This is a genomic window from Micromonospora yangpuensis (assembly GCF_900091615.1).
Classification (GTDB): domain Bacteria; phylum Actinomycetota; class Actinomycetes; order Mycobacteriales; family Micromonosporaceae; genus Micromonospora; species Micromonospora yangpuensis.
In genome coordinates, this window is sequence record NZ_FMIA01000002.1 from 6462764 (window position 1) to 6486594 (window position 23831).

A 23831-nucleotide genomic window follows, 5' to 3' on the forward strand; every position below is an offset into this window, starting at 1 on the left:
TCCACCGATGACCACAGTCGTACGAGGGGGGACGTTGGCATGATCGGGATGGTGCTCGCCGCCGGTGCCGGACGCCGGCTGCGGCCGTACACCGACACCCTGCCCAAGGCGTTGGTGCCGGTGGACGGTGACACCACCATCCTGGACATCGCGCTGCGCAACCTGGCCGAGGTCGGGCTCCGGGAGGTCGTCATCGTGGTCGGCTACGCCGCCGACGCGGTCCGCGACCGGCAGGCCGAGCTGGAACAGAAGTACGGCGTGACGCTCACCCTCGTGCAGAACGACAAGGCCGAGGAGTGGAACAACGCCTACTCGCTCTGGCTGGCCCGGGAGCACTTCGCCCGGGGCGTACTGCTGGTCAACGGGGACACCGTGCACCCGGTGAGCGTGGAGAAGACCCTGCTCGCCGAGCGTGGACCGGGGATCCTGCTGGCCATCGACAACATCAAGCCGCTGGCCGAGGAGGAGATGAAGACCACCTTCGACGCCGCCGGCCAGCTCACCCGGATCACCAAGCTGATGGACCCGGGCCAGGCGTACGGGGAGTACATCGGCGCGACCCTGATCGAGCCGCAGGTGGCTTCGGCGCTGGCCGACGCGCTGGAGGCGACCTGGCGGCGCGACCCGAACCTCTACTACGAGGACGGGTACCAGGAGTTCGCCGACCGTGGCGGCGAGGTGCGGGCGGCCCCGATCGGGGACGTCTCCTGGGTCGAGGTCGACAACCACGACGACCTGGCCCGCGCCCGGGAGATCGCGTGCCGCTACTAGCCCGTACCGTCAACACGCCCCTGGCCATCGAGGTGCGCCGGGGCGCGGTGGCCGACCTGGGCCCGCTCCTGGCCGACCGGCGGATCTCCGCCGGTGGGGACGTGGCGGTGGTGGTCGGCCCCGGGCAGGGCGAGAAGATCGTCGAGCTGTGCCGGCCCTCGCTGGGCTCGGCGGACGTCTTCACGGTCACCGGCGGCTCGCTGGACTCCGCCAACGAGCTGGGCGACCGGCTGCGGCGGCGCAACTACGACGCGGTGGTGGGCATCGGCGGCGGCCGGACCATCGACACCGCCAAGTACGCCGCCACCCGGTACGGCATGCCGATGGTGACCGTGGCGACCAGCCTGGCCAACGACGGCATCGCCTCGCCGGTGGCCTCGCTCACCCACGAGGGCGGCAAGGGCTCGTACGGCGTGCACATCCCGATCGCGGTCATGGTCGACCTGGACTTCGTGGAGAACGGGCCGGACCGGCAGACCCAGGCCGGCATCGGCGACGCGGTGAGCAACCTCAGCGCCTGCGCCGACTGGGAGTTGGCCCACCGGGTACGCGACGAGCCGATCGACGGCCTGGCGGTCACCCTGGCCCGCACCGGCGCCGAGGCGCTGATCAACCATCCCGGCAAGATCTGCGACGACGGCTTCCTGACCACGCTGGCCGAGGCGCTGATCCTGGGCGGCATCTCCATGTCGATCTGCGGATCGAGCCGCCCGGCCAGCGGCGGCGACCACGAGATCTCGCACGCCGTCGACCAGCTCTTCCCGGGCACCTCGTCACACGGCGAGCAGGCCGGGCTGGGCGCACTCTTCTGCACCTTCCTCCGCGGCGACCTGGAACGCTTCGGCCAACTCGCCCGCTGCCTGCACCGGCACGGCCTGGCCACCACCCCCGCTGAGCTGGGCCTGACCGACGAGCAGTTCGTCGAGGCGGTGCAGTACGCCCCGGGCACCCGACCGGACCGCTACACCATCCTGGAACACCTGGCGATGCCGGCTTCCGAGACCCGGGGGCGGCTGGCAGACTACGCCGGTGCACTCCGCGACCACCTTGGCTGAGCCGTCCCGTCCCACCGTCGCCGACTTCCACCGGGTCAACCGGGGCGGCGGCCTGTTCAGCGAGTCGGTAAGCCAGTGGCTGGGCGCGGTCTTCGCCCTGGTCGCCCAGCGGCTCGGCCTGCGCCCCACCGCGCTGACCATCACCAACCTGCTGCTCGGCCTGGCCACCTCGGTCACCGTGGTGGCGCTCGCCCCGGCCGTCGCCGACGGTTCGGTGCCGGCCTGGCTGGTCGGCCTGGTCGCGCTGGTCGGCTGGCAGGTGGCGTACGCCCTGGACTGCGCCGACGGCCAACTCGCCCGGGTCACCGGTCAGGGCAGCCCCGCCGGCGCCCGGGTCGACGTGCTCTGCGACGTGGCCGCCCAGATCGCCCTGGTGGCCGCCCTGGCCGCGACCGCCGTGGCGCAGCGCCCCGACACCCCGACCTGGCTGGTGGCGACCTTCGCCGGCACCTGGATGGTCAACCTGGTCACCTCGGTGATGCAGTCCGGCCCGAACGCGGCCAGCATGGTCACCTCCACCTCGCTGCCGGTACGCCTGGTCAAGCTGGTCCGCGACTACGGCGCGGTCATCTTCGCCGCCGGCCTGGTGCTGGCGCTGGCGCCCGCGCTGGTGTTCTGGGTGATCGCGGCCTTCACGCTCGTCAACGGTGGTTTCCTGCTCGCCAGCATCGCCTTCTCCGCCCGCGCCTCGTTGTAAGGAAGGGCCCCCTGTTAACGCTTTCGGTATAGCGGGGAACCCCTCTCACCTCCGCACCGCTGGGCTCGACGCCAGCTGGGCCGCGGGGCCAGGTCGGCAGATTCCGGTCGACCCGGAGCCCGCCGGTGTGACAGGGTCGCCCGGTGCCCGCATCCCGTCTTGAACTGCTCCGCTGGCAGTTCGACCTGGCCTGGTCGCTCTTCGAATACCATCTGGACCGGCTGGAGCCGGCGGACTTCCACTGGGAGCCCGCCGCGCACTTCTGGGCGGTACGCCCGGACGCCGCCGGCCGATGGGTGCCAGACTGGGCAGACGCCGAGCCCGACCCGATCCCCGTCCCGACGATCGGCTGGCTGACCTGGCACATCGGATGGTGGTGGACGGTCACCATCGACCATTCCCGGGGCCGCGCGCCGCGGGAGCGTACCGAGATCGACTGGCCAGGTGACGGCGACCGGGCGGTAGCGTGGCTGCGTAACCTCCGTACCGAATGGTTGGTGGTCCTGGACCAGCTCAGCGACGCGGACCTCGACGCCACCGCGCCCTTCCCCTGGCCGAACGACCCCGCACACACCGTCGCCCACCTGCTCGCCTGGGTGAACACCGAGCTGACGAAGAACGTCACCGAGATCGGCCAGCTCCGCCTACTCCGGCACGCCCGCACCTGACCCCGCCGAGCCCTCCCCGCCCCGCTGAGCCCCCCGCCCGCCGCTGAGCCCCCCCCGAATGATCTTGGAAGGAAAATACCCCCATGGGGGCCGAAAGCTTCCGAGATCTTTCCGCCCCCACCCCGCACCGACGTGCTGCTCGGCGGCTGGCGCCCCATCCGGCTCCCGCTGCCCAGCAACTTGTCGCCCAGGGAGGGCCGCCCCCAACCCGCGCCGTAGATCTTGGACACTTACCGTCGAAATAGGACGGTAAGTGTCCAAGATCTACACCTTTCCGGGTACGCAGAGAGCAACGCCCCGACTCTCGGGAGGGAGCCGGGGGGACTGTGACTGGTCGGGGCTAGTTGTTCCTCAGGGAGTCGACGAAGGTACGCCAACCCTGGGCGTCGAAGGCGAGGACGGGGCCGGCCTTGTCCTTGCTGTCCCGGACGGCGACTCCGCCGCTGAGGTCGGCCACTTCGACGCACGCGCCGCACCTCCAAGAGGATTATCAATCGGCGGCCGGGGCGACGATGTGGTGGTACTGCAGTTCGTACATGTGCCCGGCCTTGACCATCACCGTTGCCTCGATCGGGCGGCGACCCTCGGCGTAGACGACCCGGAAGGTCCGCATGATCGAGGTGTCCGGCGGAAGTTCCAAGGCAACATGCTCCTCAGGGGTCGGAGGGCGCGTCGACACCTGATCGATGAACTCGTAGGGTGCGATTCCCATGTCACCGAGAGCGCGCAGCGCTCCGCCCTTGATGCGCCGCTTCTCGGCAAGCGGAGTCCCCCGCGCGAGGTCGACCGGGTAGTAGGAGTGCACCAGCTCGGCGGGTTCGTCGTCGAGTCGCAGGAGCTGCTTGCGCAGTACCGCCACCTCACCTTCGCCGAGGTCGAACGCCAGTCGCACCTGAGCGGGCGGGGCCACCTCGGCGACATTCAGCAGGTCGACCACCCCCTTCAGGCCACGTCGCTCGGCCTCGCTGAGCCAGGGGTACGACTGCCCGGCTGGCGGAGGAGCGATGAAGGCCGCCGGCGTGACGATGTGCTGCGGTCGCTCACGAACGAACACACCCTTGCCCGGCGCGCTGTCGGCGTAGCCCTCCCGCTTCAGAACGGCGACGGCGTTCTGCACCGTCTGGTTGGGCACGCCGTACTCCTGCTGAAGCTGTGCGGTGCTCGGCAGCTTGCTGCCCGGTGACAGGTCCTTGGCGAGGATCATCGCCCGCAGGTCGGCGGCGATCTGCTGGTGGCGCGAACGTGGGTCCTTGGCAAGTCGAGGCATGATCACGCCCTGCTCTGGTAGCGGAGGTGCCGTCCGGCGGCAGTCATCGTCATGACGCTGTACTCGAACGGAGTGTCATTCGTGTCGAATGTGACCCGGGTCAGGACGATCACCGGGTCCTGTTCGGAGATGTCCAGGTCATGTTGCTCCCTCAGGGTAGGCAGCCGCGCGGTGATGTCGTCCACGGCGTGACCGGGAGCGTGGCCGAGCGTGGCGAGCAGCGTGACGGCACCGCCAGGGATCTTGGCGAGGTCGGCCAGTGGCGTTCCGGTGGCGATGCTGCCCGGATAGTAGGAGTCGGTGAGTTCGACCGGCTGGCCATCCAGCAGCATCACCCGCTGCCTGAGCACGACAGGCGTGTCCGGCGCCAGCCGCAGGGCCTCGGCCACCTCCGGTGGTGCGGCAAGCTCCCGTGCCGCGGTGATGTGCTGGGTTCCCCGTTTGCCCGTCGAGGCGGCTTCGCTGGCCCACGCATCGCCACCGCCGGGGGCCAGGTAGCGGTCCGACGTGCTGCTCGGCTGCCGATGACTCATCCGACTTCTCCTCTCCAACGCGAGAACAACTCTACTGCCCTACTCAACAACGCTAATCCTCCCTCCTTGTGCCTTACCTGGTACGGCAGTATGGTTTCCCTAGTTCTGGGAGCCCTTGCCAGCCCGGACCGCTCAGCAGACCAGGACCGCCGAAGCGAGGCCGCGCAGAGCCGCCGATCACGAGGGGACGTAGGCACATGGCACAGAAGTTGGACACACCCGCCCGACACACGTTCAGGAGCACGTCGGAAGCGCCGGTGACCTACCTGCCACGGCGGCCGTTGCTCACTTTGGCGAGTGAACACCGGGCGGGATGCTGACCGTGACCGCCCGACGCACGCCCCACCTGGTCCAACAGGCCTGGTACGTCCTCGAATACCACCGGCACCACCGCTGCCCGAACTGCACGGCCAGCGCCTGGTGCCGGGAGGTCATACTCGCGCGCTCCCGGATCGCGGCCTGGCACCGCTACCGACGGCGTTAGCACGAGCGCTACCGATCACGGCGGCAGCCGCCACGACAGCAGTCGTAAGGGGATGGTGATGATCAGACGTACCCGTAAGGATTCTGACCGGCCGAGCGGGGCCGAGGTCCAGGCCGCCGAGCACGAGGCCGCCAGGCAGCGGATTCTCGCCCAGGCCGAGGCCGAGCGGACCCCGCTGGATGACACCACGCGGGCCGTGCCCGTCGGCAAGGTCCGGCGGTGAGCGTCGACGAGCCGACGGACCCGGCGGCCCTCTGGGTCGTGGGGCGGCGGATGGTGGCCGTCCACGAGGCGGGTCATCCGTGCTGGCGGTGCACTGCCGACACGGTCGCCAGCTGCCGCGAGGTGCGGTGGTGGCGGGCACGGCTCGCCGCCCTGGCCCCGCGAACAGCGGTGGCGACGCGAACAGCGGTCGCCTCGTGAACGACGGTCTGCCGGTCGGTCGGCGGGTGGCGTACTGGCGGCAGCGGCGGAAGATGTCGCAGCAGGTTTTCGCCGACCGGCTCGGTAAGTCCAAGTCGTGGGTCGACAAGGTCGAGCGTGGGGTACGCCGGCTGGACAAGTGGTCGGTGTTGCGGGAGGTGGCCGACGCGCTCGACGTCGACCCGGACCTTCTCCTGGGCGAGGCCACCCCGCCCCGGCCCGCCGACGAGGCCACCGCCGACGTCGAGCCGATCCGGGCCGCGCTCACCCGCTACCCCGGCCTGCTGCCGACGACAGCCGACCAGGCCCCGACCGATCCTGCCGGGTACCGGACCCGGCTCGACCACGCCGACGCGGTCTACCAGCATGCCCGGTACCCGGCGCTGCTGCGGCTCCTACCCGACCTGCTCGACGACGCCCACGACCGTTGTCTCCCCGCCGACCTGCGGGTCCAGGCGTACCGGCTGACCACCCAGGTCATGGTGAAACTCGGCGCGCCGGAGTTGGCCTGGCTGGCCGCCGACCGGGGCCTGACCGTGGCCACCGGCACCGACGATCCGCTGCTGGAGGCGGTCGCCGCCACCCCGTTCGGTCAGGCGTTGCGGGCCGCCGGTCGGCAACGGGCCGCGTTCGAGACCACGATCACCGCCGCCCACCAGGTCGCTCCGCTCACCGACGAGCCGGGTACCACCGCCGGGCGCTCGGCCTGCGCGACCCTGCTCGTCCAGGCTGCCCTCGCCGCCGCCGAACACGGCGATCCGTCGGCCACCCGGGACCTGCTCGACGATGCCATCGTCCTGACCGAACCGGACGGTCCCGCCCGGACGGCGGTCGACGCGGCCCGGGTCACCGCCACCGCCACCCTCGGCGATCATCGCACCGCCATCGACCTACACCAAACCCTGACGGTACGACCGCAGTGGCCGGCCCTGCCGATCGAACACCGGGCCGCGTACCTGCTCGACGTGGCCGGGGCGTACCTGGCTGCCGGCGACGCACCCGGGGCGGCCCGGACCCTGCGGGCCGCCGACCGGCTCGCCCCACCCGAGATCCGGGTACGCCCCGCCGGTCTGGCCGTCCTGACCGAGACGTTGACCAGATCGCCGGCACCGGACCCGCACCTACTGGCCCTGGCCGAAGCGGCCGGACTGCACGGCGCGTGGTGACGGTCGGGCCCGGCCCGAGATCGGTGTCCTTCGAGCCGCCGGTGGCCGTGTCGACGAGCCGACGTGGACGGCCACTCGCCGGCGAAAGACTCGGCACTTCCCGTTGAACCGACGACCCCTCGCATCCGTGCTGACGGTATCCGACCGCAACCGTGGGGCAACGACGAAGCAGTCACCGCCATGCGGGCCGCGTCCAGGTGGAGAGCCGCGGGGCTCTCCGAGCCGATCCAGCAAAGGTTGACAGATGCCAGAGAAGTTCAGCGTCGAAAAGCGGAAGGAACACGTCCTGGCGTGGGCGGAGGCCAGCCTTGCCGAGGAAAAGTCGAAGACTGCATACGCGAGGGAAAATAATATTTCGCCCACGTCGCTGCACAGTTGGATAAACGACGCCAACGGCGCCAGCTTTACCATCGAGGAAAAGGAGCTTGTCAACCGGGCGAGACGAGTCGCAGACCTCCAGACCTACTCGCCCGCAGAGCGCAAACAACACGTTGCAGAATGGGTCAAGGAATGCCTGAAGAAGGCTACACCAATCAACGCCTACGCGGAGATGAATGGCTTTTCAAACACTACTCTGAAAAATTGGATAAACGGGAAGGGTGTCACCTTCACACCCGCCGAGCAGGAATTGATCAACCAGGCAAAACGAGCTATCTCCAAGCAGACCTACTCGGCCGAGGAACGCATCGAGCACGCTGTGAGCTGGGCAAAGGAAGGCACTGCACGCGGAACAACCACCACCGACTACGCCACAAGAAACAACATTGCACCCGGCACACTGAGAAGTTGGGTCTACGAGAATAGCGGCGTCATCTTCACACCCGCCGAGCAGGAATTGATCAACCAGGCAAAACAAGCCACTGAACGAACCTTGCCGGTCGAGGCACGCATAAAACACGCCTTGGGCTGGGCAGCGGAAAGCATTGCAAACGAAACAACCATGGCCGAGTACGCGGCAGAGAACGGGATTTTGACCGCGACACTGAGAAGTTGGGTGAACGGGAGTGGCAACGTCACTTTCACACCCGAACAACAGGCAACCATCAACCAGGCGAAGCGAGCCGCCTCCCAGCGGACCTACTCGGCCGAGGAACGCATCGAACACGCCATTAGCTGGGCACAAGAAGGCATTGCACGCGGAACAACCATGACCGAATACGCTGCAAGGAATGACCTGGCATTTCATACACTAAATAATTGGATCCACGGGCGCAGCGTCACCTTCACACCCGAACAACAGGCAACCATCGACCAGGCGAAGAAACTTCAAGCCCGCCCGGCCTACTCGGCCGAGGAACGCATGAAACACGTGTCAGGCTGGTCATCGGAAAACAGCACACACGGAACAAGCGTGATCGAGTACGCGGCAAAGAACGGGCTTGCGGCCGACACGCTGCAAAGATGGGTTCACGACCGGCAGAACCAAGCTACGCCTGAAGAAAAGGCTCAACTGGAGAAAGAACGACATGCGACCGACGTTGCGAATGCAAATTCGATGGTGGCGCGCGCGGCCGGGAGCCGCATGAGGAAATACACCTGGATGACCTCAGCCGGTGCCGGTGCCAGCTCCAGCGCCGCGGAACCTCCTGCTAAGACCTGGCATTCCGATCGGAACACGGCGGAACGGCGGAGCCAGTCCCCCCGATCCTGAGCTGGTCCCGCCCCGGCGGACCCGGGGCGGTCCGAACGCTGCATGGCAGCGACCGAGGTCACGAACGGGGCCGGTCTCGGCCGGCCGAGGTCGAGTGTCCGGCAGATCTCGACAGCGAGGAGGAGGCAGGAGTGCTTCCAGTCGATGAACGCAAACGGCATGCCCTGGCCTGGGCGGACGAAAATCAAACCGGCGACGGCAGGGGGTATACGGCGTACGCGAGGGACAATGGTTTGCCCATGACAAATCTGCGAAATTACGTCAACGGCCAGAAAGGCGTGATCTTCACCGACGGAGAGCAGCAAAGAATTGACCGGGCCAAAGAAGCCCGTGAGCGTTTCTCACCTGAAGTCCGCAAGCGGCACGCCCTGAGATTTTCGGACGAAGTTCTGCGCGGCCGGACAGTAACGGTGGCGGAGTACGCACGTCGGCACGACATTAGCGAAACCAGCCTCCGCAGCTGGCTCGACGGAAAGGGCGTCACATATACCCCTGACGAACAGCGGAGAATAGACTCCGCCAGATCCTTTCGCCTTCCGTCGGATGACTCCGTGACAATTTCGACCAGGAATCAGGTGGCGGCGGCTGCGGCAGGAATGAGGACCTACGGCTGGATGACGTCGTCCCGCAGCGCTCCCAGCGCCTCCGGCTCCGCCCGCAATCCGGCCAGCCAGGGGGATCCCGCGCCGAGCGAGCAGCGGCGGAGCCAGTCACCTCGGTGAGCGCAGCTCCTGGCACGACCGACGGCCGCGCCTCCGGCCACCGCCGGAGGCGGCTCGGTCAGGCGCGGGCGGCGGCGAGTGAGGCGTACACGTCGATCAGGCGTTTGGTGACCACGTCGGGGTGGAAGGTGCGCTCGTAGCGCGACCGGGCCGGGGCCGACAGCGCGGCGGCCCCGGCGGCGGCGACCGGCAGGGCGGCGGCCAGGGCGGCCGGCTCCGGGGGCACCACCCAACCCGCCTCACCCGGCACCAGCGCGGCGCCGGCGGGCGTGCCGGGGGTGTCCGCGCCGACCAGGAACGGGATGCCGCCGAGGTTGGTGCCGAGCACCGGGCGGCCACTTGCCAACGCCTCGATGATCACCGTGGGCAGGACGTCGTGCCAGGTGGAGGTGGCCAGCACGACCGCGCTGGCGTCCAGGGCGGCACGGACCCCGGTGCGGTCCAGCGGGCCGAGGAAGGTGACGTCGGCGCGTTCGGCGGCGGCCGCCTCGACCAGCGGACGCAGCTCACCGTCACCGGCGATGCGCAGCGGGCCGAGCGACCCGTCCGGGTGCCGACGCCAGGCCTCCAGCAGCAGGTCGAGGCCCTTCTCCGGGGAGAGCCGGCCGAGGAAGAGGAACCCGTCACCGAGCGGGGCCGGGGTGCCCGGGTCGGGAATGGCGTTCGGCTTGACCACGATCCGGTCGGCCGGCACGCCGTAGTCGCGCAGGTGGTCGGCGACGGCCGAGGTGAGCGCGATGAACCGGTCCACCGAGTGCCAGGTGCCCCGGTGCACGGCCAGGGTGGTGGCCATCAGTGCGCTCTGCACGGTCGAACCCCGGTAGCAGCGGTGCTTGATCGCCGGCACGCCGAGCACCCTGCCCCGGCAGTCCTGGCAGATCTTCCCGTCCCGGAAGTACAGCCCGGAGGAGCAGACCTGCCGGTAGTTGTGCACCGTCTGCACCACCGGCACGCCGTGTTTGTGCGCGGTCCGCACCACCCAGGGCGAGAGCAGCGGGTACGGGTTGTGCAGGTGCAGCACGTCCGGGCGGTGCTCGGTGAGCAGCCGGGACAGGTCGGCCTGGGCCTTCGGGGCGAAGATCGGTGAGATCGGCAGCAGCGCCTTGGCGCCCTTCGACATCGAGGGGATCTCGTCGGAGCTGCGCACGAACGGCAGCACCTCGACCCCGGCCGCCCTGAGCTGGGCGATCTCCACGTCGACGATGGTGTTCTCCCCGGACGGCTGAGCTTCCCGGTACCGGTTGTGCGCCACCACGATTCTCACGCCGACACACGCTACCGTTAGCCCTGTGCCGGAACTACCGGAGGTTGAGGCGCTCGCGGGTTATCTGCGGCAGCGGGCGGTCGGGCGGCGGGTCGACCGGCTGGAGGTCGCCGCGATCAGCGCCCTGAAGACGTACGATCCGGCACCCGGCGCGGCAGCCGGCCGGACGGTGGTGGACGCCGGGCGGCACGGCAAGTTCCTCGACGTACGCCTCGACGGCGACCTGCACCTGGTGGTGCACCTGGCCCGGGCGGGCTGGCTGCACTACCGGGAGGGCTTCTCCGCCGCCGCCCCGTTGCGCCCCGGCAAGGGCCCGATCGCCCTGCGGGTACGCCTCGACGACGGCTCCGGCTTCGACCTGACCGAGGCGGGCACCCAGAAGAACCTCGCCGCGTACCTGGTCACCGATCCTGCGGCGGTGCCCGGGGTGGCCCGGCTCGGCCCGGACGCGCTCGCCGTCGACCAGGTCGCCTTCGCCGAACGGATCCGCAGCCGGCGGGGGCAGATCAAGGGGGTGCTCACCGACCAGCAGGTGCTCGCCGGCATCGGCAACGCGTACTCCGACGAGATCCTGCACGCCGCCCGGCTGTCGCCGTTCGCGCTCACCGACCGGCTCACCGACGACCAGGTGGCGGCCCTGTACGGGGCGACCCGGCAGGTGCTGCTCGACGCGGTGCAGCGGTCGCTGGGGCAGCGGGCCGCCGAGTTGAAGGCGGAGAAGCGCTCCGGGCTGCGGGTACACGCCCGGACCGGGCTGCCGTGTCCGGTATGTGGCGATACCGTGCGGGAGGTGTCGTTCAGTGACTCCAGCCTCCAGTACTGCCCCGGCTGCCAGACCGGCGGCAGGCCGCTCGCTGACCGCCGGCTGTCGAAGCTCGTACGGTGAGTGACGACCGCGGCCGTAATCTCCCTTCGTGGGCCGAACCTCCCGCTTGCCTCTGCACCGCCCCCGCCGACCGCCGGTATAGTGGCCCGGTCCCCGGCTTCTGATTGAGGCGGAGCCGGCCAGATCCCCCCGAACTCCATCCGACGCACCCGACTTGACGTGGGTGTCCGGTGGGGCCCGGGTGGGAGACTGGAACGGTGGGCGACGCGGGCCCTCACGGCAAGTGAGCGGCACCGGTCATGCGGGAGGACAAGGGTGAGGTGACGACAAGCCTCCAGCGCCCGGTAACCAACGAAGGCCGGAGCAAACTCGTGCGGCACGTCGACAGCTTCGAGATCCAGCCGCCCACATCGCCGTCGCACAACGGCGTACCCCGGTCGGTGTGGGCCAAGGCCAGGCGGCGGGTGTCCCGGTGGCACCGCCCCTACATCGCGCTGTTGCTCCTGCTGGACTTCGGGGCGGCGGCGGTGGCCAGCCTGATCGCGATCGAGGCGTTCGACCAGTCGCGGGCCGGTTTCCACGACGCCGACGTCGATCCGACCTGGTTCCACACCGTGGCGTTCCTGCTGCTGCCGCTGGGCTGGATGGTGATCCTCTGGGGTAACCGGGCCTACGACCGGCGGTACCTCGGGCTCGGCCCGGACGAGTACAAGCGGGTGATCCGGGCCTCGGTGGCGGTCGCCGCGACGGTCAGCTTCCTGGCCTTCGCCACCAAGACCGACCTGTCCCGGTACACCGTCGGCACCGCCCTGCTCGGCGCGCTCCTGCTGATCCTGCTCAACCGGATGCTCTGCCGTTTCGTGCTGCACGTGGTCCGGCGCAACGTGGGCCAGGCCGGGCACCGGATGGTGCTGGTCGGCACCCTGCCGGAGTGCCTGGAGGTCTACACCGCGGTGACCCGGGTGCCGGCCGCCGGGCTGGTGCCGGTGGCGATCCACATCACCGACGGGTACGCCGCCGCCCGGGGCGTGGAGACGCCGGTGCCGGTGCACTCCGGCCGGGACGTGCTGGCCCTGGTCCGCGAGGTCGGCGGGGACACCATCGCGGTCTGCGGCTCGGCCAGCGCCGAGCCGGGCGAGCTGCGCCGGCTGGCCTGGCAGTTGGAGGGCTCCGGGGTCGACCTGGTGGTCGCGCCGCAGCTCACCGACATCGCCGGCCCCCGGGTGCACATCCGGCCGATCGAGGGTCTGCCGCTGCTCTACGTGGAGGAGCCGACCCTGTCCGGGCCGGCGCTGCTGGCCAAGAACGTGATGGACAAGGTCGCCGCCGGGCTGGGCCTGCTGATGCTGGTGCCGGTCTTCCTCGCCATCGCCCTCGCCATCAAGATCTCCGACCGGGGGCCGGTCTTCTTCCGGCAGCCCCGGGTCGGTCACGAGGGGCGGACCTTCCGGGTCTGGAAGTTCCGCACCATGTACGTCGACGCCGAGGACCGCCTGGCCAGCCTGGTCGACCAGAACGAGAACGACGGCATGTTGTTCAAGATGAAGGAGGACCCCCGGGTCTTCCCGGTCGGCCGGATCCTGCGCGCCTCCTCGATGGACGAGCTGCCCCAGCTGATCAACGTGCTCTGGGGGGAGATGTCGCTGGTGGGGCCGCGTCCGCTGCCCGCCGACGACGGCGACTTCCTGGGCGACGTCCGGCGCCGGCTGCTGGTCCGGCCGGGCATGACCGGGCTGTGGCAGGTCTCCGGCCGCTCCGACCTGTCCTGGGACGAGGCGGTCCGGCTGGACCTCTACTACGTCGACAACTGGTCCCTGGCGTACGACCTGAGCATCCTGTGGCGCACGGTCGGCGTGGTGCTGGCCCGCAAGGGCGCGTACTGACCCGGGCGGGGATCCGCAGGTGACCGCCGATGTCTCCGTCACGCTCGGGGTGATCGTGCTGGTCGGTGCGGTGGGCACCGCGCTGTGGGTGCTGGTCCGGTTGCGGGCCCGGCGGGGCATCGTCACCGCCACCCAGCGGGCCACCTACGAGGTGCTGCACACCGCCGGGCTGGCCGCCGAGCCGCTGCGGGGCGGCCTGACCGAGGCGGGCGCGGCGAAGGCCGTACGCCATCTGCGGGCCCTGGTGGGCGCGACCGGGCTGGCGCTCACCGACCGGGCCGAGCTGCTCGCCCTGGACGGGCGGGGCGGCCACCACGCGCCGCAGTTGCTGGCGGCGGCGCTGCGCACCGTGGCGGCGGACCGCTCCACGGTGCTCGGCGAGGCGGAGCTGCCCTGCGACCGGGTGGACTGCCCGGTACGCGGGGCGGTGCTGGCCCCGCTGCGGGCCGCCGGCCGGGTGGTGGGCGCGCTGGTCGCGGTGGCCGACGGCCCACCCGCGCCGGGTCTGGTGCAGGCCACCCTGGAGACCGCGTACTGGGCCGGCAACCAGCTCGCCCTGGCCGAGCTGGAGTCGTCCCGGGAGCGGCTGGCCCGCGCCGAGGTACGGGCGTTGCGGGCGCAGATCAGCCCGCACTTCATCTACAACGCGCTCACCGCGATCGGCTCGTTCGTCCGGACCGACCCGGAGCGGGCCCGGGAGCTGATCCTGGAGTTCGCCGAGTTCACCCGCTACTCGTTCCGGGCGCACGGAGACTTCACCACGCTCGCCGAGGAGTTGCGCTCGATCGACAGGTACCTCACCATCGAGCGGGCCCGCTTCGGCGACCGGTTGCAGGTGCGGTTGCAGATCGCCCCGGAGGTGCTGCCGGTGACCCTGCCGTTCCTCTGCCTGCAGCCGCTGGTGGAGAACGCGGTCCGGCACGGGTTGTCCCGTAAGCCGGGCACCGGCATGGTGAGCATCGAGGCCCGGGACGCGGGCGCGGAATGCCATATAACGGTGGAGGACGACGGAGTGGGCATGGACCCGACGACCCTGACCGCCGGGATCGCCGACCTGACCGGGGCCGGCAGCGACCCCGGCGAGGACGCCGGACAGCACGTCGGCCTCTCCAACGTCGACGAGCGGCTCCGGTCGGCCTTCGGCGACCGGTTCGGCCTGGTCGTCGAGACCGGCGTCGGCTCGGGTACGAAGGTGAGCCTGCGGGTGCCGAAGTTCCACCCCGGCGTACGGGCCACCGCGTGAGCGGCTTCCTGCGGGTGCTGGCGGTCGACGACGAGCCGCCGGCGCTTGACGAGTTGGCGTACCACCTGCGGGCCGACCCCCGGGTGGCCCGGCTGCACACCGCCGCCGACGCCACCGAGGCGCTACGGGTGCTGCGCGACGACGACGTGGACGTGGTCTTCCTGGACATCCGGATGCCCGGCCTGGACGGCATGGAGCTGGCCCGGGTGCTGCGGCGGTTCGCCCGACCACCGGCGATCGTCTTCGTCACCGCGTACGACGACGGCGCGGCCGACGCCTTCGACGTGGGTGCCACCGACTACGTCCGCAAGCCGGTCCGTGCCGAACGGCTCACCGAGGCGCTGCGCCGGGTGATCGGCTCCCGGGTGGTGCCCAGCCACCCGGCGGCCCTGGCCCGCGCCGAGGAGGATCCGACGATCCCGGTCGAGCTGGCCGGCAGCACCCGGATGCTGCCCCGCTCGGCGGTGCGCTGGGTGGAGGCGCAGGGCGACTACGCCCGGCTGCACACCGCCGACGGTTCGCACCTGGTCCGGGTCTCCCTGGCCACGCTTGCCGAGCGCTGGGCCGATGCCGGTTTCGTCCGGATTCACCGCTCCTACCTGGTGCAGTTAAGGTTGATCACCGAGCTACGGTTGGTGAACTCCGGGTACGTCGTGGTGATCGACGACACCGAGCTGCCGGTGAGCCGGCGACACACCCGGGAGCTGAAGGACCGGCTGGTCCGCGCCGCCAAGCAGGACTGGGGTCGCTGACCGTAACGCGGGAGGTGACGTACGGTCGTGTCGAAAAACCGTGTCGAACCTGTTCGACATCGACGCCTGCCGTTTGGCTGGGACAATGGGTGAGCACGGCTGGCGGCGGCGGCTGACACGGCGGCTGGACCCCGCCGCGTACGTCCCCGGGCCGGTCAGCGCACCCGAGGCCGATCCGTGGCCCTCGATCTGCGCAGCGGTCTCCGGGCGGCTGCTCGACACGGCCCAGCAACTGCTGCCGGCGCTGGAGCAGGCCCAGGCCCGCGCCGACGACCCCGAGCAGCTGGCCCTGCTGTACGCGGTCGACCACGGCCTGGCCCGGCTACGCCGCCAGGCGGAGAACCTGATGGTCCTCGCCGGCCAACCGGTGCCCGACGCCGAGCCACAGGTGACCAGCCTGGCCGACACCGTCCGGGCAGCCACCTCGGCGGTCGCGGACTACCGCCGGGTGGAGATCGGTCCACTGCTCGACCTGGCCGTCACCGAGCAGGGCGCGGACGACGTGATCCGCATCCTCACCGAACTGCTCGACAACGCGGTCCGGCACTCCCCGGAGCCGTACCCGGTGCTGGTCTCGGCCCACCGCACCGACGCCGACCAGGTCATGGTCCGGATCACCGACTCCGGCCCCGGTGACCGGGCCCTGGCGGTCGACGAGGTGAACGCGATGCTCGCCGGGCGGACCCCCCCGACCCGGCCCGACCGGGCCGGCGCTGCGGCCCCGGCCCGGCCCGACCGGGCTGCCGTGCGGCTCGGCCTGCTCGTGGTACGTGAGCTCGCGCTCGCCCACGGCATCGACGTCCACCTGACGGCCGGCTCCGCCGGCACCACCGCGACCGTCCTGATCCCGACGGCGCTGCTCTGCGACCTGCCCGCGCCTGCGGACCCGGCAACCCCGCGCCACCTGACCTCGACCCGCACCACCCCGCCCGACCGGTCCGTGCCACCCGACCGACCCGTGCCATCCGACCGGTCCGTGCCGCCCGGCCGGTCCGCGTCGGAGTCCGGGCTGCCCGTGCGGCCCACCGCGCCGGGCCCGCTCGCGGTGGCCACCGGTCCGCTCGCGGTGACCGCGGCCGGCCTGCCCCGACGGCCGCCGGCGCGGGTTCGTGACGATCCCGGACCCACCGGACCGCCGGTCGAGACCGATCCGACGGACCGGCAACGCTGGCCACAGGAAATGGCCGACTTCACCAACGCCATCGCCGCCCACGCCGCCCTGAAGGTCGAGGAAGATCGATGAACGATTTCGGTGCACCGCCAGTCGACGTACCCCGCAGCGCCGATGACGTGACCTGGTTGGTCGACCAGTTCGCCGACCGGGTTCCCGGGGTCACCCACGCGCTCCTGATCACCTCCGACGGGCTGCTGCTGGCCGCCTCCCAGGGCACCGCCCGCAACCTCGGGGAACGGCTCGCCGCCTCCACCTCCGGCCTGTTGAGCCTGGCCCAGGACGGCGGCAACGTCCTCGGCGTCGGCCGTCCGGAGGCCCTCACCGTCCGCTACCCCGGCGGGCACCTGGTCTGCATGCGGGCCGGCGACGCCGCCTGCCTGATGATCGCCGCCTCCCCGGCGGCTGACCTGGGGGTGATCGCCAACGAGATGCTCCGTCTCATCGACGGGGTCGGGCCGGCGTTGACCCCGCAACTGCGCTCCGAGTTGGGGGTGCTCGCCCCCGAGCCCGGCGGGCTGCTCGGCGTACTCGGGCCGGAGCCCCGGAGGCTGCGACGGTGACCCACCCGAAGGCGCGGCCGTACACGCTCACCGGTGGCCGGACCCGGACCCGGCAGCCGTTGCTGCTGCACGCCCTGGTCTCCGCGACGACGCACGCCCCGCCGCTGCCGCTCCGCCCGCTGGCACCCGAGGCACACGCCCTGCACGCGCACACCGGGGATGCCGCCGTCTCGGTCGCCGAACTCTCCGCCGCCGCCGGGCTGCCGCTGGGCGTGACCCGGGTACTCGTCGACGACCTGGTCACCGCCGGACTGTTGACCGTGCACGCCGACACCTACCAGAGCCCGTACGATCCCGGCCTGCTGGAACGGGTCCGCGACGGCATCCGCCGGATCGCCTGAACGCCGCCGCCGGGCGTGCCGACATCTTCGGGCCTGGTCGCCGGGGCCGGGGCCGGCGGCGGGGGACCGCGGAGGTGGGCGGGACCGGCGTGATCGCTGCGATCGGTTAGGGTCGGCTCGCCGTGTGTCGCCCACGTTGGACGGACGGGTCCGACACCTCCGCGCGGTGTGAAGGGCCACCGAATGATCGATCCAGAGCAGATCCAGGAGGTACGGCGGGCGCTCGGCCGCCGCCTCGCCCACCGGCGCCGGGAACACGGGCTGATCCAGGAGGACGTCGCGCGGCAGGTGCACAGCACCCGCAGCACGGTGGCCAACGTGGAGAACGGCCGACAGATGGCCGACCGGATCTTCTGGTTACGCTGCGAGACGCTGCTGAACGCCGGTGGCGAGCTGATCACCGGTTACGACCGGTACCAACGGCTGGAGCTGCAACGCCGGGCGGAGCGCGACGAAGCCGCCCGACGGGCCAGGTGGGGTGAACTCGGCCGGCTGACCGCCGGCTCACCCGACCTGGCTCTCGGCGGGCCCGCCGGCTCCGCTACCTCGGGCGCTGGCCCGGCCGCCGCCGGCCCGACCGTCGCTGGCCCGGCCGTCGGCACGCCCGCTGGTTCGGGCGCTGGTTCGGGCGGCCCGGTTCTCGGCGCGCCTCCTGGCTTGGGCGGCGCGGTTTCCGGTCTGCCCGCTGGTCCGGCGGCCGAGGCGGGGGCGGGACTGGTGATGGCGGTCACCTCGCTGCTGGCCGAGGTGGCGCAACGGTCCACCGGGGAGGGCGAGACGTTGACCGTGCCGGCCCCTCGCGGGCAGTACCTTCCCCGGACCTCGCTGGACGTCGAGGTGTATCCGGCCGTCGAGGAGGGCCGCAACCTCGCCACCATCCCCCGCCCCGGCGCTCATCGACGCTGGCGCAGGTCCCTGCAACGCCGGCTGGTCGTCGGCCACGTCGACGCACCCGCCCACTCCGGCATCTTCGCCCTGGACTCCCGCCAGGCGTGTCGCCGGCTGGTGGGGGTCGGCGAGGACAGCCGCCTGCTCATCCCCCGGGTCTACGAGTTGGACGCGATCACCGGCGCGGTGCTCTGGGCGGTCGCCAACCTCGACCAGTCGCTGCTGCTGGACGACGCCCGGCTGGACACCTCCCGGATCGCCGCCGCCCAGTACGCCCGGCTGACCAGATCGGCGGTCAGCGGTGAACTCGCCGCCGAACTGGACACCGTGTCCCGGCTCTGGCTGGGCTCGGCGTTCTGCGCCGACCACATCCGCCGGCACTGCGCCAGCCTCACCGAACTGCCGGTCTTCTGGAGCCGGGAGCAGCGCGGCGAAGAGGCCAGCACCTGGCTGTTCTTCGGGCACAAGCTGCGGTACCTGCGAACCACCGCCGACCGGTTCGCCACCGCCGGACAGCGGATGACCCGGATGTTCTGTGTCCCACCGGCGGCGGTACGTGCCTCGTCGGTGTCCGAGCGGATCCTGCTGCTGCTCGCGGTGGCGTTGATCGAGTCCCTCGGCACCCAGACCGCGATCACCGACGAACCCGAGTACGGCACCCTGCCCGGTGTCGTACTCGGTGGCCGACGCGCCATCGTGGCGAACTGGCTGCGCGCCGACGGCGTGTGGCACGTCGACGTCACCGACCACCGTCCCACCCTCACCGACTACCGGAACGCGCTCGGCGACGTACGGGCCCACTCGGTGATCGCCGCCGACAAGCCCGGCGACCGGCTCCGCAACCTCGCCGAGTACCTGGCTCTCGACTGGCGCTGGCTGCGCGCCCGCTGCGCCGCCCTCGGCGAGTACGGCCTGGCCGGCATCGCCGAGCCGCGCAGCCGCCTGATCTCCCTCGACGGAGTCGACCTGGCCTGCCGATTCGTCGGCACCCAGCGCTGAGACCGGGCGTTGTCCACCGAGTTATCCACAGCTTCGACGAGTTATCCACAGCCTGTGCACAACGTGCGGCGGTTGATCGACTCGGTTGGGCTGATATGGCGGGGTCCGCGGCCTGTTGATACCGCCATATCAGCTCAACCGAGTCGATCATCAGTCTCCGATGACCAGTACCACCGCTGGCCGTGGTGCCCCGACGCCCCGTTCTCCACAGGTTGTTCACAACCTGCGCCACCGATCTCCACGGCTGCTGCCTACAGTTCGAGGGCATGAGGGAACGCCGGGTGCTGGTGGTCGAGGACGAGCCGACGATCGCCGATTCGGTGGCCGCCCGGTTGCGGGCCGAGGGTTTCGCGGTGGATGTCGCCGCCGACGGGCCGAGCGCGGTTGACCGGTTCCACGAGGGCCAGCCTGACCTGGTCGTACTCGATGTGATGTTGCCGGGGTTCGACGGCCTGGAGGTGTGCCGGCGGATCCAGGTGGACCGGCCGGTGCCGGTGCTGATGCTCACCGCCCGGGGTGACGAGACGGACCTGTTGGTCGGGCTCGCGGTGGGAGCCGACGACTACCTGACCAAGCCGTTCTCGATGCGGGAGCTGGCCGCCCGGGTGCACGTGCTGCTGCGTCGGGTCGAGCGGCTGACCGCCGTGCCGACCCCGGCCCGCCAACTCGGCGACATCGAAATCAACTTTGCCGAGCGGCGGGTACGCCGGGCCGGGGCGGAGGTGCACCTCACCCCGATCGAGTTCGACCTGCTGGTCCATCTTGCCGGCCGGCCCCGCACGGTGCTGCCCCGGGAGCGGCTGCTCGCCGAGGTCTGGGGCTGGGCCGACGGTGCCGGTACCCGGACCGTGGACAGCCACGTCAAGGCCCTGCGCCGCAAGCTCGGCGCGGACCTGATCCGGACCGTACACGGCGTCGGGTACGCCCTGGAGGTTCCGTCGTGACCGACCACGCCGCGGTGATCTGGCTGAACCGGGTGCTGCCCCGTCCGTTGGATCCGGTCCGTTCCATCAAGGTCAAGCTGGGTGTCCTGCTGGTCACCTCGGGTACCGCCGGGCTGTCGTACTTCTGGTACGCCATCGGCTGGCTGCCCCCGATGACCTCGGCGACGGCCATCGGGTTGGCGCTGCTGACCTCCCAGGTGCTGGCGCACGGGATGACCTCACCGCTACGCGAGATGACGGCGGCGGCCGGCGCGATGGCCCGGGGCGACTACAGCCGTCGGGTCCGCGCCACCTCCCGGGACGAGGTGGGCGAGCTGGCCCAGGCGTTCAACAAGATGGCAGCCGACCTGGCCGTCGCCGACCAGCGTCGCCGGGAGCTGATCGCCAACGTGTCGCACGAGTTGCGCACGCCGATCACCTCCCTGCAGGGGGTGCTGGAGAACCTCGTCGACGGGGTGGCCGAGCCCGACCCGGCGACCCTGCGCGTCGCACTCACCCAGACCGAGCGGCTCGGGCACCTCGTCGTCGACCTGCTGGACCTGTCCCGGTTGGACGCCGGCGTGGTGCCGCTGCGCCGGGTCCGGATCGACCTGGCCGACTTCCTCGACGAGGCGGTGGAACACGCGGCTGCCAACGCGGCCGGCGTCGGCCGCGACGTCCGCTTCCAACTCGGCCCCCTGGCCACCCCGTTGACCGGGTACGCCGACCCGTGGCGGCTGCACCAGGTCTTCGCCAACCTGCTGGACAACGCCGCCCGGCACAGCCCACCGGGGGCGACGGTCCGGGTGACCGCCGAGGAGCGGGACGGCCTGCTGCACTTCGAGGTCAGCGACGAGGGTGCCGGCATCCCCGAGGCCGAACGGTCCCGGGTCTTCGAACGGTTCACCCGAGGCGACCGCTCCGGCGACGGCGGTACCGGCCTCGGCCTGGCCATCGCCCGCTGGGTGGTGCATCTGCACGGCGGCACCATCGCCGTCCTCGATCCACTCCCACCAGGCGGCGGCTGCCGCATCCAGGTGACCCTCCCGATGGGACAGGAGGCCCGATGACCAACCCGCCTGACGCCGACCCGACGCCTCGACCGCCGCTGCCCTCCTCGACGCCGCAGCCGGCGCTGCCCTCGCCGACGCCGCAGCCGCCGCTGCCCTCGCCGACACCGCAGCCGGCGCTGCCCCGGCAGCCGCTCCCACCAGCGATGTCCCGGCCGCCGCTCGCATCGCCGGCGTCCCGGCCGTCGTTTCCAGCGGCGCCCCGGCCGTCGCTGGTACAGCGGCGCTGGCCCGGTCCGAGGCGACCGGCCCGTCCGGTCGCTCTCGGGGCGGTCCTCGCCGCGACCGCCGTCTGCGCCTCCGTGGTACCCCTCGACCGGCCCGGCCTGGGCTGGCTGGTCGCCGCCCTGGCAGCGGCGGCGGCCCTGACGACCGTCGCCGCCACCGCCCACCCGGCCGAGCCGGCGGCTCCGGCCGACTCCCCGGGTGGCGTCGGGCCGGTGGGTTCCGCTGGTCCACCCGCACCGGCCGGGTCGGCTGGTGCCCCCACCGGGCCGGCCGGGTCCGCTGGTGACACCGGACCCGCCGGGTCCGCTGGTGCCCCCGCCGGACCGGCTGGTCCCGCAGCTAGCGCTGCCCCCACCGGGCCGGCCGGTTCCGCAACTAGCGCCGGGCCCGCCGGGCCGGCCGTTCGTCCCGACGGCACGGGGGTGCCGGGGCGGATCGGTCGGTTCGGTTGGGCCGGCGCCACGCTGGCGCTCGTCGCGGTGGGGCCGGTCCGGGCCGCCGGTTGGCTCTTCGTGCTCTGTCTGCTCGCCGCCGTGGTCACCGGCACGTTGGCGGTGACCGGTGGGCGGAGTCCGCTGGGCATGCTGGTGGGCGCGTGGCTCCCGCCGGCCGCCGTGTTCCGGGCCCTGCCCTGGGCGAGCCGGAGCCGGCACCGACCGCACGGCGGCACCGGTCCGGGTGGGGTGGGGCGGGTACTGGTCAGTGCGGGCGTCACGGCGGTGCTGCTGCTCGTCTTCGGGCTGCTCTTCTCCTCCGCCGACGCGGTCTTCGCCGACCTGCTCGGAAACCTGCTGCCGGAGGTCTCCGTACCGGGGGTCATCGGTTGGGTCTTCCGGTTCCTGTTGGTGGGGGCGGCGCTGCTCGGTGCGGCGTACCTGCTGGCGGCGCCGCCCGACCTGACCGGCCTGCACGTCGGCGCGGCCCGGCCGGTACGCCGGCTGGAATGGGCGGTACCGCTGGGGTTGCTGGATGTGCTCTTCGCCGCCTTCGTCCTGGTCCAGCTGACCGTGCTCTTCGGCGGCGCCGGACACGTGTTGACCACCGCCGGGCTGAGCTACGCCGAGTACGCCCGGGGCGGGTTCTGGCAACTACTCGCCGTCTCCGCCCTCACCCTGCTGGTGCTGGCCGGCGCCGGTCGGTGGGCACCGCGCGCCACCCGCGCCGACCGGATCCTGTTCCGGGTCCTGCTCGGCACGCTCACCGGGCTGAGTCTGGTCGTCGTCGCCTCCGCGCTGTACCGGATGCAGGTCTACACCGACGCGTACGGGGCGACCCGGCTGCGGCTGTTCGTGGCGACCGTCGAGCTGGCCCTCGGGTTGATCTTCGTCTTCGTGGCGGTGGCGGTGCTGCGGATGCGCGCCGGCTGGCTGCCCTCGCTCGTCGTCGGTACCGCCGTCGTCGCCCTGCTCGGTCTGGCGGCGGTGGACCCGGACCGGTCGATCGCGGACCGCAACGTGGACCGGTACCTGCGGACCGGCTCGATCGATCTCGACTACCTGTCCCGGCTCTCTGCCGACGCCGTCGTCGCCCTGGACCGGTTGCCGGAGCCGCAACGCTCGTGCGCGCTGCGGTCCGTCGCCGACGCGGTACCCGCCGACGGCCTGTGGGCGGCGAACCTGGGACGGTCGCGGGCCCGCGACCGGTTGACCGACCGCCCGGTCCGGGCGGACGACCTGGCCTGCCCGCCCGACTGGTCCCGGTGACGGCCGGCCGCCGGTCGTCCGAAACCCGACGACCGGCGGCCCCACCGATCGCCTGCACACCCGACGGCCGGCGGGGTCGGCCAACCCCGACGAGCGGGCCTTGACAAACGGGGGCGGGCGGTGAGACTGCGTCAGTGGCCGCACCCATCCCCGCACCCCGGCGACCGGAACCGACCGGGCGGACCCGTGTCGTGCTCGCCGAGGTGGTGCGCAGCGACACCGCCGCCGACCGGACCCGGGCCGAGCTGACCGAGCAGACCCGGGTGGGCGAGGCGCTGGTCCGGGGCCTGGTCCGGGCCCAGCTCGCGCTGGCCGTCCGGATGTCGCTGGTGGTGGCGATCGGGCTGGGCGGGCTGCCGCTGCTCTTCGCGATCGCCCCGTCGATCGGGCGGGCCACCCTGTTCGGCGTCAACCTGCCGTGGCTGCTGCTGGGGGTGGTGTCCTTTCCGTTCCTGATCGCCGTCGGCTGGGTGTACGTGCGGCTGGCCGAACGCAACGAGCAGGATTTCACCCACCTGGTGCAGCGGCCGGAGCGCTGAG

General features: G+C 71.5%; 24 protein-coding genes and 1 pseudogene. 21 read left to right on the forward strand and 4 right to left on the reverse strand.

Features of this window, described 5'->3' with window-relative positions:
* The first annotated feature begins 39 nt into the window (after nt 1-39).
* The 4 genes from GA0070617_RS29315 to GA0070617_RS29330 all read left to right on the forward strand — a co-directional run bounded on the left by GA0070617_RS29315 (nt 40) and on the right by GA0070617_RS29330 (nt 3191).
* Nucleotides 40-771 (forward strand): phosphocholine cytidylyltransferase family protein, encoded by a 732-nt coding sequence (locus GA0070617_RS29315; RefSeq protein ID WP_091445614.1) that lies wholly within the window; start codon nt 40-42, stop codon nt 769-771.
* Nucleotides 759-1826, forward strand: a complete 1068-nt coding sequence (locus GA0070617_RS29320) for an iron-containing alcohol dehydrogenase family protein (protein ID WP_091445616.1) — start codon at nt 759-761, stop codon at nt 1824-1826. Before GA0070617_RS29315 ends, GA0070617_RS29320 begins: the two co-directional genes overlap by 13 nt.
* Nucleotides 1801-2523, forward strand: coding sequence for a CDP-alcohol phosphatidyltransferase family protein (locus tag GA0070617_RS29325; protein ID WP_091445618.1), 723 nt, complete (start codon nt 1801-1803; stop codon nt 2521-2523). The genes GA0070617_RS29320 and GA0070617_RS29325 overlap by 26 nt, the downstream gene beginning before the upstream one ends.
* 143 nt (nt 2524-2666) lie before the next feature.
* The gene (locus GA0070617_RS29330) at nt 2667-3191 is read left to right on the forward strand and encodes a DinB family protein (RefSeq protein ID WP_091445620.1); all 525 of its coding nucleotides are present in this window, start codon (nt 2667-2669) and stop codon (nt 3189-3191) included.
* A 340-nt stretch (nt 3192-3531) separates the two neighbouring features.
* Here GA0070617_RS29330 and GA0070617_RS29335 read toward each other — a convergent pair.
* From GA0070617_RS29335 to GA0070617_RS29345, 3 genes and pseudogenes are all read right to left on the reverse strand, one after another.
* Nucleotides 3532-3663, reverse strand: a pseudogene (locus tag GA0070617_RS29335) (DUF397 domain-containing protein); the annotation flags it as partial.
* 18 nt (nt 3664-3681) lie between these two features.
* Nucleotides 3682-4458 carry a GntR family transcriptional regulator gene (locus GA0070617_RS29340; RefSeq protein ID WP_091447781.1) on the reverse strand — a complete coding sequence of 259 codons (777 nt, stop codon included), beginning with the start codon at nt 4456-4458 and terminating at the stop codon, nt 3682-3684.
* Nucleotides 4459-4460: 2 nt separating this feature from the next.
* Nucleotides 4461-4991, reverse strand: a complete 531-nt coding sequence (locus GA0070617_RS29345; RefSeq protein ID WP_091445625.1) for a GntR family transcriptional regulator — start codon at nt 4989-4991, stop codon at nt 4461-4463.
* 542 nt (nt 4992-5533) lie between these two features.
* Here GA0070617_RS29345 and GA0070617_RS30940 point away from each other — a divergent pair.
* The 5 genes from GA0070617_RS30940 (at nt 5534) to GA0070617_RS30280 (ending at nt 9437) form a co-directional block, all read left to right on the forward strand.
* Entirely contained in the window at nt 5534-5698 is a 165-nt protein-coding gene (locus GA0070617_RS30940; protein WP_175440709.1) for a hypothetical protein, read from the forward strand.
* On the forward strand, nt 5695-5898 hold the full coding sequence (locus tag GA0070617_RS30945; protein ID WP_175440710.1) for a hypothetical protein: 204 nt from the start codon (nt 5695-5697) through the stop codon (nt 5896-5898). The genes GA0070617_RS30940 and GA0070617_RS30945 overlap by 4 nt, the downstream gene beginning before the upstream one ends.
* Nucleotides 5895-7064 (forward strand): helix-turn-helix domain-containing protein, encoded by a 1170-nt coding sequence (locus GA0070617_RS29350; RefSeq protein WP_175440711.1) that lies wholly within the window; start codon nt 5895-5897, stop codon nt 7062-7064. The genes GA0070617_RS30945 and GA0070617_RS29350 overlap by 4 nt, the downstream gene beginning before the upstream one ends.
* Before the next feature lie 244 nt (nt 7065-7308).
* Complete coding sequence (locus GA0070617_RS30275; protein ID WP_139135813.1) at nt 7309-8715, forward strand: hypothetical protein; 1407 nt, start codon at nt 7309-7311, stop codon at nt 8713-8715.
* A 131-nt stretch (nt 8716-8846) separates the two neighbouring features.
* Nucleotides 8847-9437: a hypothetical protein gene (locus tag GA0070617_RS30280; RefSeq protein ID WP_139135814.1), complete on the forward strand. Its 591-nt coding sequence runs from the start codon at nt 8847-8849 to the stop codon at nt 9435-9437.
* 58 nt (nt 9438-9495) lie between these two features.
* On the opposite strand, the gene GA0070617_RS29360 is transcribed toward GA0070617_RS30280, so the two are convergent.
* Nucleotides 9496-10701, reverse strand: coding sequence for a glycosyltransferase family 4 protein (locus tag GA0070617_RS29360; RefSeq protein WP_091445631.1), 1206 nt, complete (start codon nt 10699-10701; stop codon nt 9496-9498).
* Between the two features lie 25 nt (nt 10702-10726).
* Here GA0070617_RS29360 and GA0070617_RS29365 point away from each other — a divergent pair, with 25 nt between their 5' ends.
* The 12 genes from GA0070617_RS29365 (at nt 10727) to GA0070617_RS29420 (ending at nt 23830) form a co-directional block, all read left to right on the forward strand.
* Nucleotides 10727-11587: an Fpg/Nei family DNA glycosylase gene (locus GA0070617_RS29365; RefSeq protein ID WP_091445633.1), complete on the forward strand. Its 861-nt coding sequence runs from the start codon at nt 10727-10729 to the stop codon at nt 11585-11587.
* Between the two features lie 311 nt (nt 11588-11898).
* Nucleotides 11899-13410, forward strand: a complete 1512-nt coding sequence (locus GA0070617_RS29370; protein WP_229688289.1) for a sugar transferase — start codon at nt 11899-11901, stop codon at nt 13408-13410.
* 19 nt (nt 13411-13429) lie between these two features.
* On the forward strand, nt 13430-14653 hold the full coding sequence (locus GA0070617_RS29375; RefSeq protein WP_091445637.1) for a sensor histidine kinase: 1224 nt from the start codon (nt 13430-13432) through the stop codon (nt 14651-14653).
* A complete protein-coding gene (locus GA0070617_RS29380; RefSeq protein WP_091445639.1) occupies nt 14650-15405 on the forward strand; it encodes a LytR/AlgR family response regulator transcription factor in 756 nt (251 codons plus the stop codon). Before GA0070617_RS29375 ends, GA0070617_RS29380 begins: the two co-directional genes overlap by 4 nt.
* An 85-nt stretch (nt 15406-15490) precedes the next feature.
* Complete coding sequence (locus tag GA0070617_RS29385) at nt 15491-16648, forward strand: sensor histidine kinase (protein WP_091445642.1); 1158 nt, start codon at nt 15491-15493, stop codon at nt 16646-16648.
* The gene (locus GA0070617_RS29390; protein WP_091445645.1) at nt 16645-17139 is read left to right on the forward strand and encodes a roadblock/LC7 domain-containing protein; all 495 of its coding nucleotides are present in this window, start codon (nt 16645-16647) and stop codon (nt 17137-17139) included. Before GA0070617_RS29385 ends, GA0070617_RS29390 begins: the two co-directional genes overlap by 4 nt.
* The gene (locus tag GA0070617_RS29395; protein ID WP_091445647.1) at nt 17136-17480 is read left to right on the forward strand and encodes a DUF742 domain-containing protein; all 345 of its coding nucleotides are present in this window, start codon (nt 17136-17138) and stop codon (nt 17478-17480) included. Before GA0070617_RS29390 ends, GA0070617_RS29395 begins: the two co-directional genes overlap by 4 nt.
* Nucleotides 17481-17663: 183 nt before the next feature.
* The gene (locus GA0070617_RS31935; RefSeq protein ID WP_268239659.1) at nt 17664-19367 is read left to right on the forward strand and encodes a helix-turn-helix transcriptional regulator; all 1704 of its coding nucleotides are present in this window, start codon (nt 17664-17666) and stop codon (nt 19365-19367) included.
* Nucleotides 19368-19633: 266 nt separating this feature from the next.
* Complete coding sequence (locus tag GA0070617_RS29405) at nt 19634-20311, forward strand: response regulator transcription factor (protein ID WP_091445649.1); 678 nt, start codon at nt 19634-19636, stop codon at nt 20309-20311.
* Nucleotides 20308-21360, forward strand: coding sequence for a HAMP domain-containing sensor histidine kinase (locus tag GA0070617_RS29410; protein ID WP_091445652.1), 1053 nt, complete (start codon nt 20308-20310; stop codon nt 21358-21360). The genes GA0070617_RS29405 and GA0070617_RS29410 overlap by 4 nt, the downstream gene beginning before the upstream one ends.
* Nucleotides 21357-23291, forward strand: coding sequence for a DUF4153 domain-containing protein (locus GA0070617_RS32100; protein WP_268239660.1), 1935 nt, complete (start codon nt 21357-21359; stop codon nt 23289-23291). The genes GA0070617_RS29410 and GA0070617_RS32100 overlap by 4 nt, the downstream gene beginning before the upstream one ends.
* A gap of 134 nt (nt 23292-23425) precedes the next feature.
* Complete coding sequence (locus GA0070617_RS29420; protein ID WP_229688271.1) at nt 23426-23830, forward strand: DUF485 domain-containing protein; 405 nt, start codon at nt 23426-23428, stop codon at nt 23828-23830.
* Nucleotide 23831 lies beyond the last annotated feature (1 nt).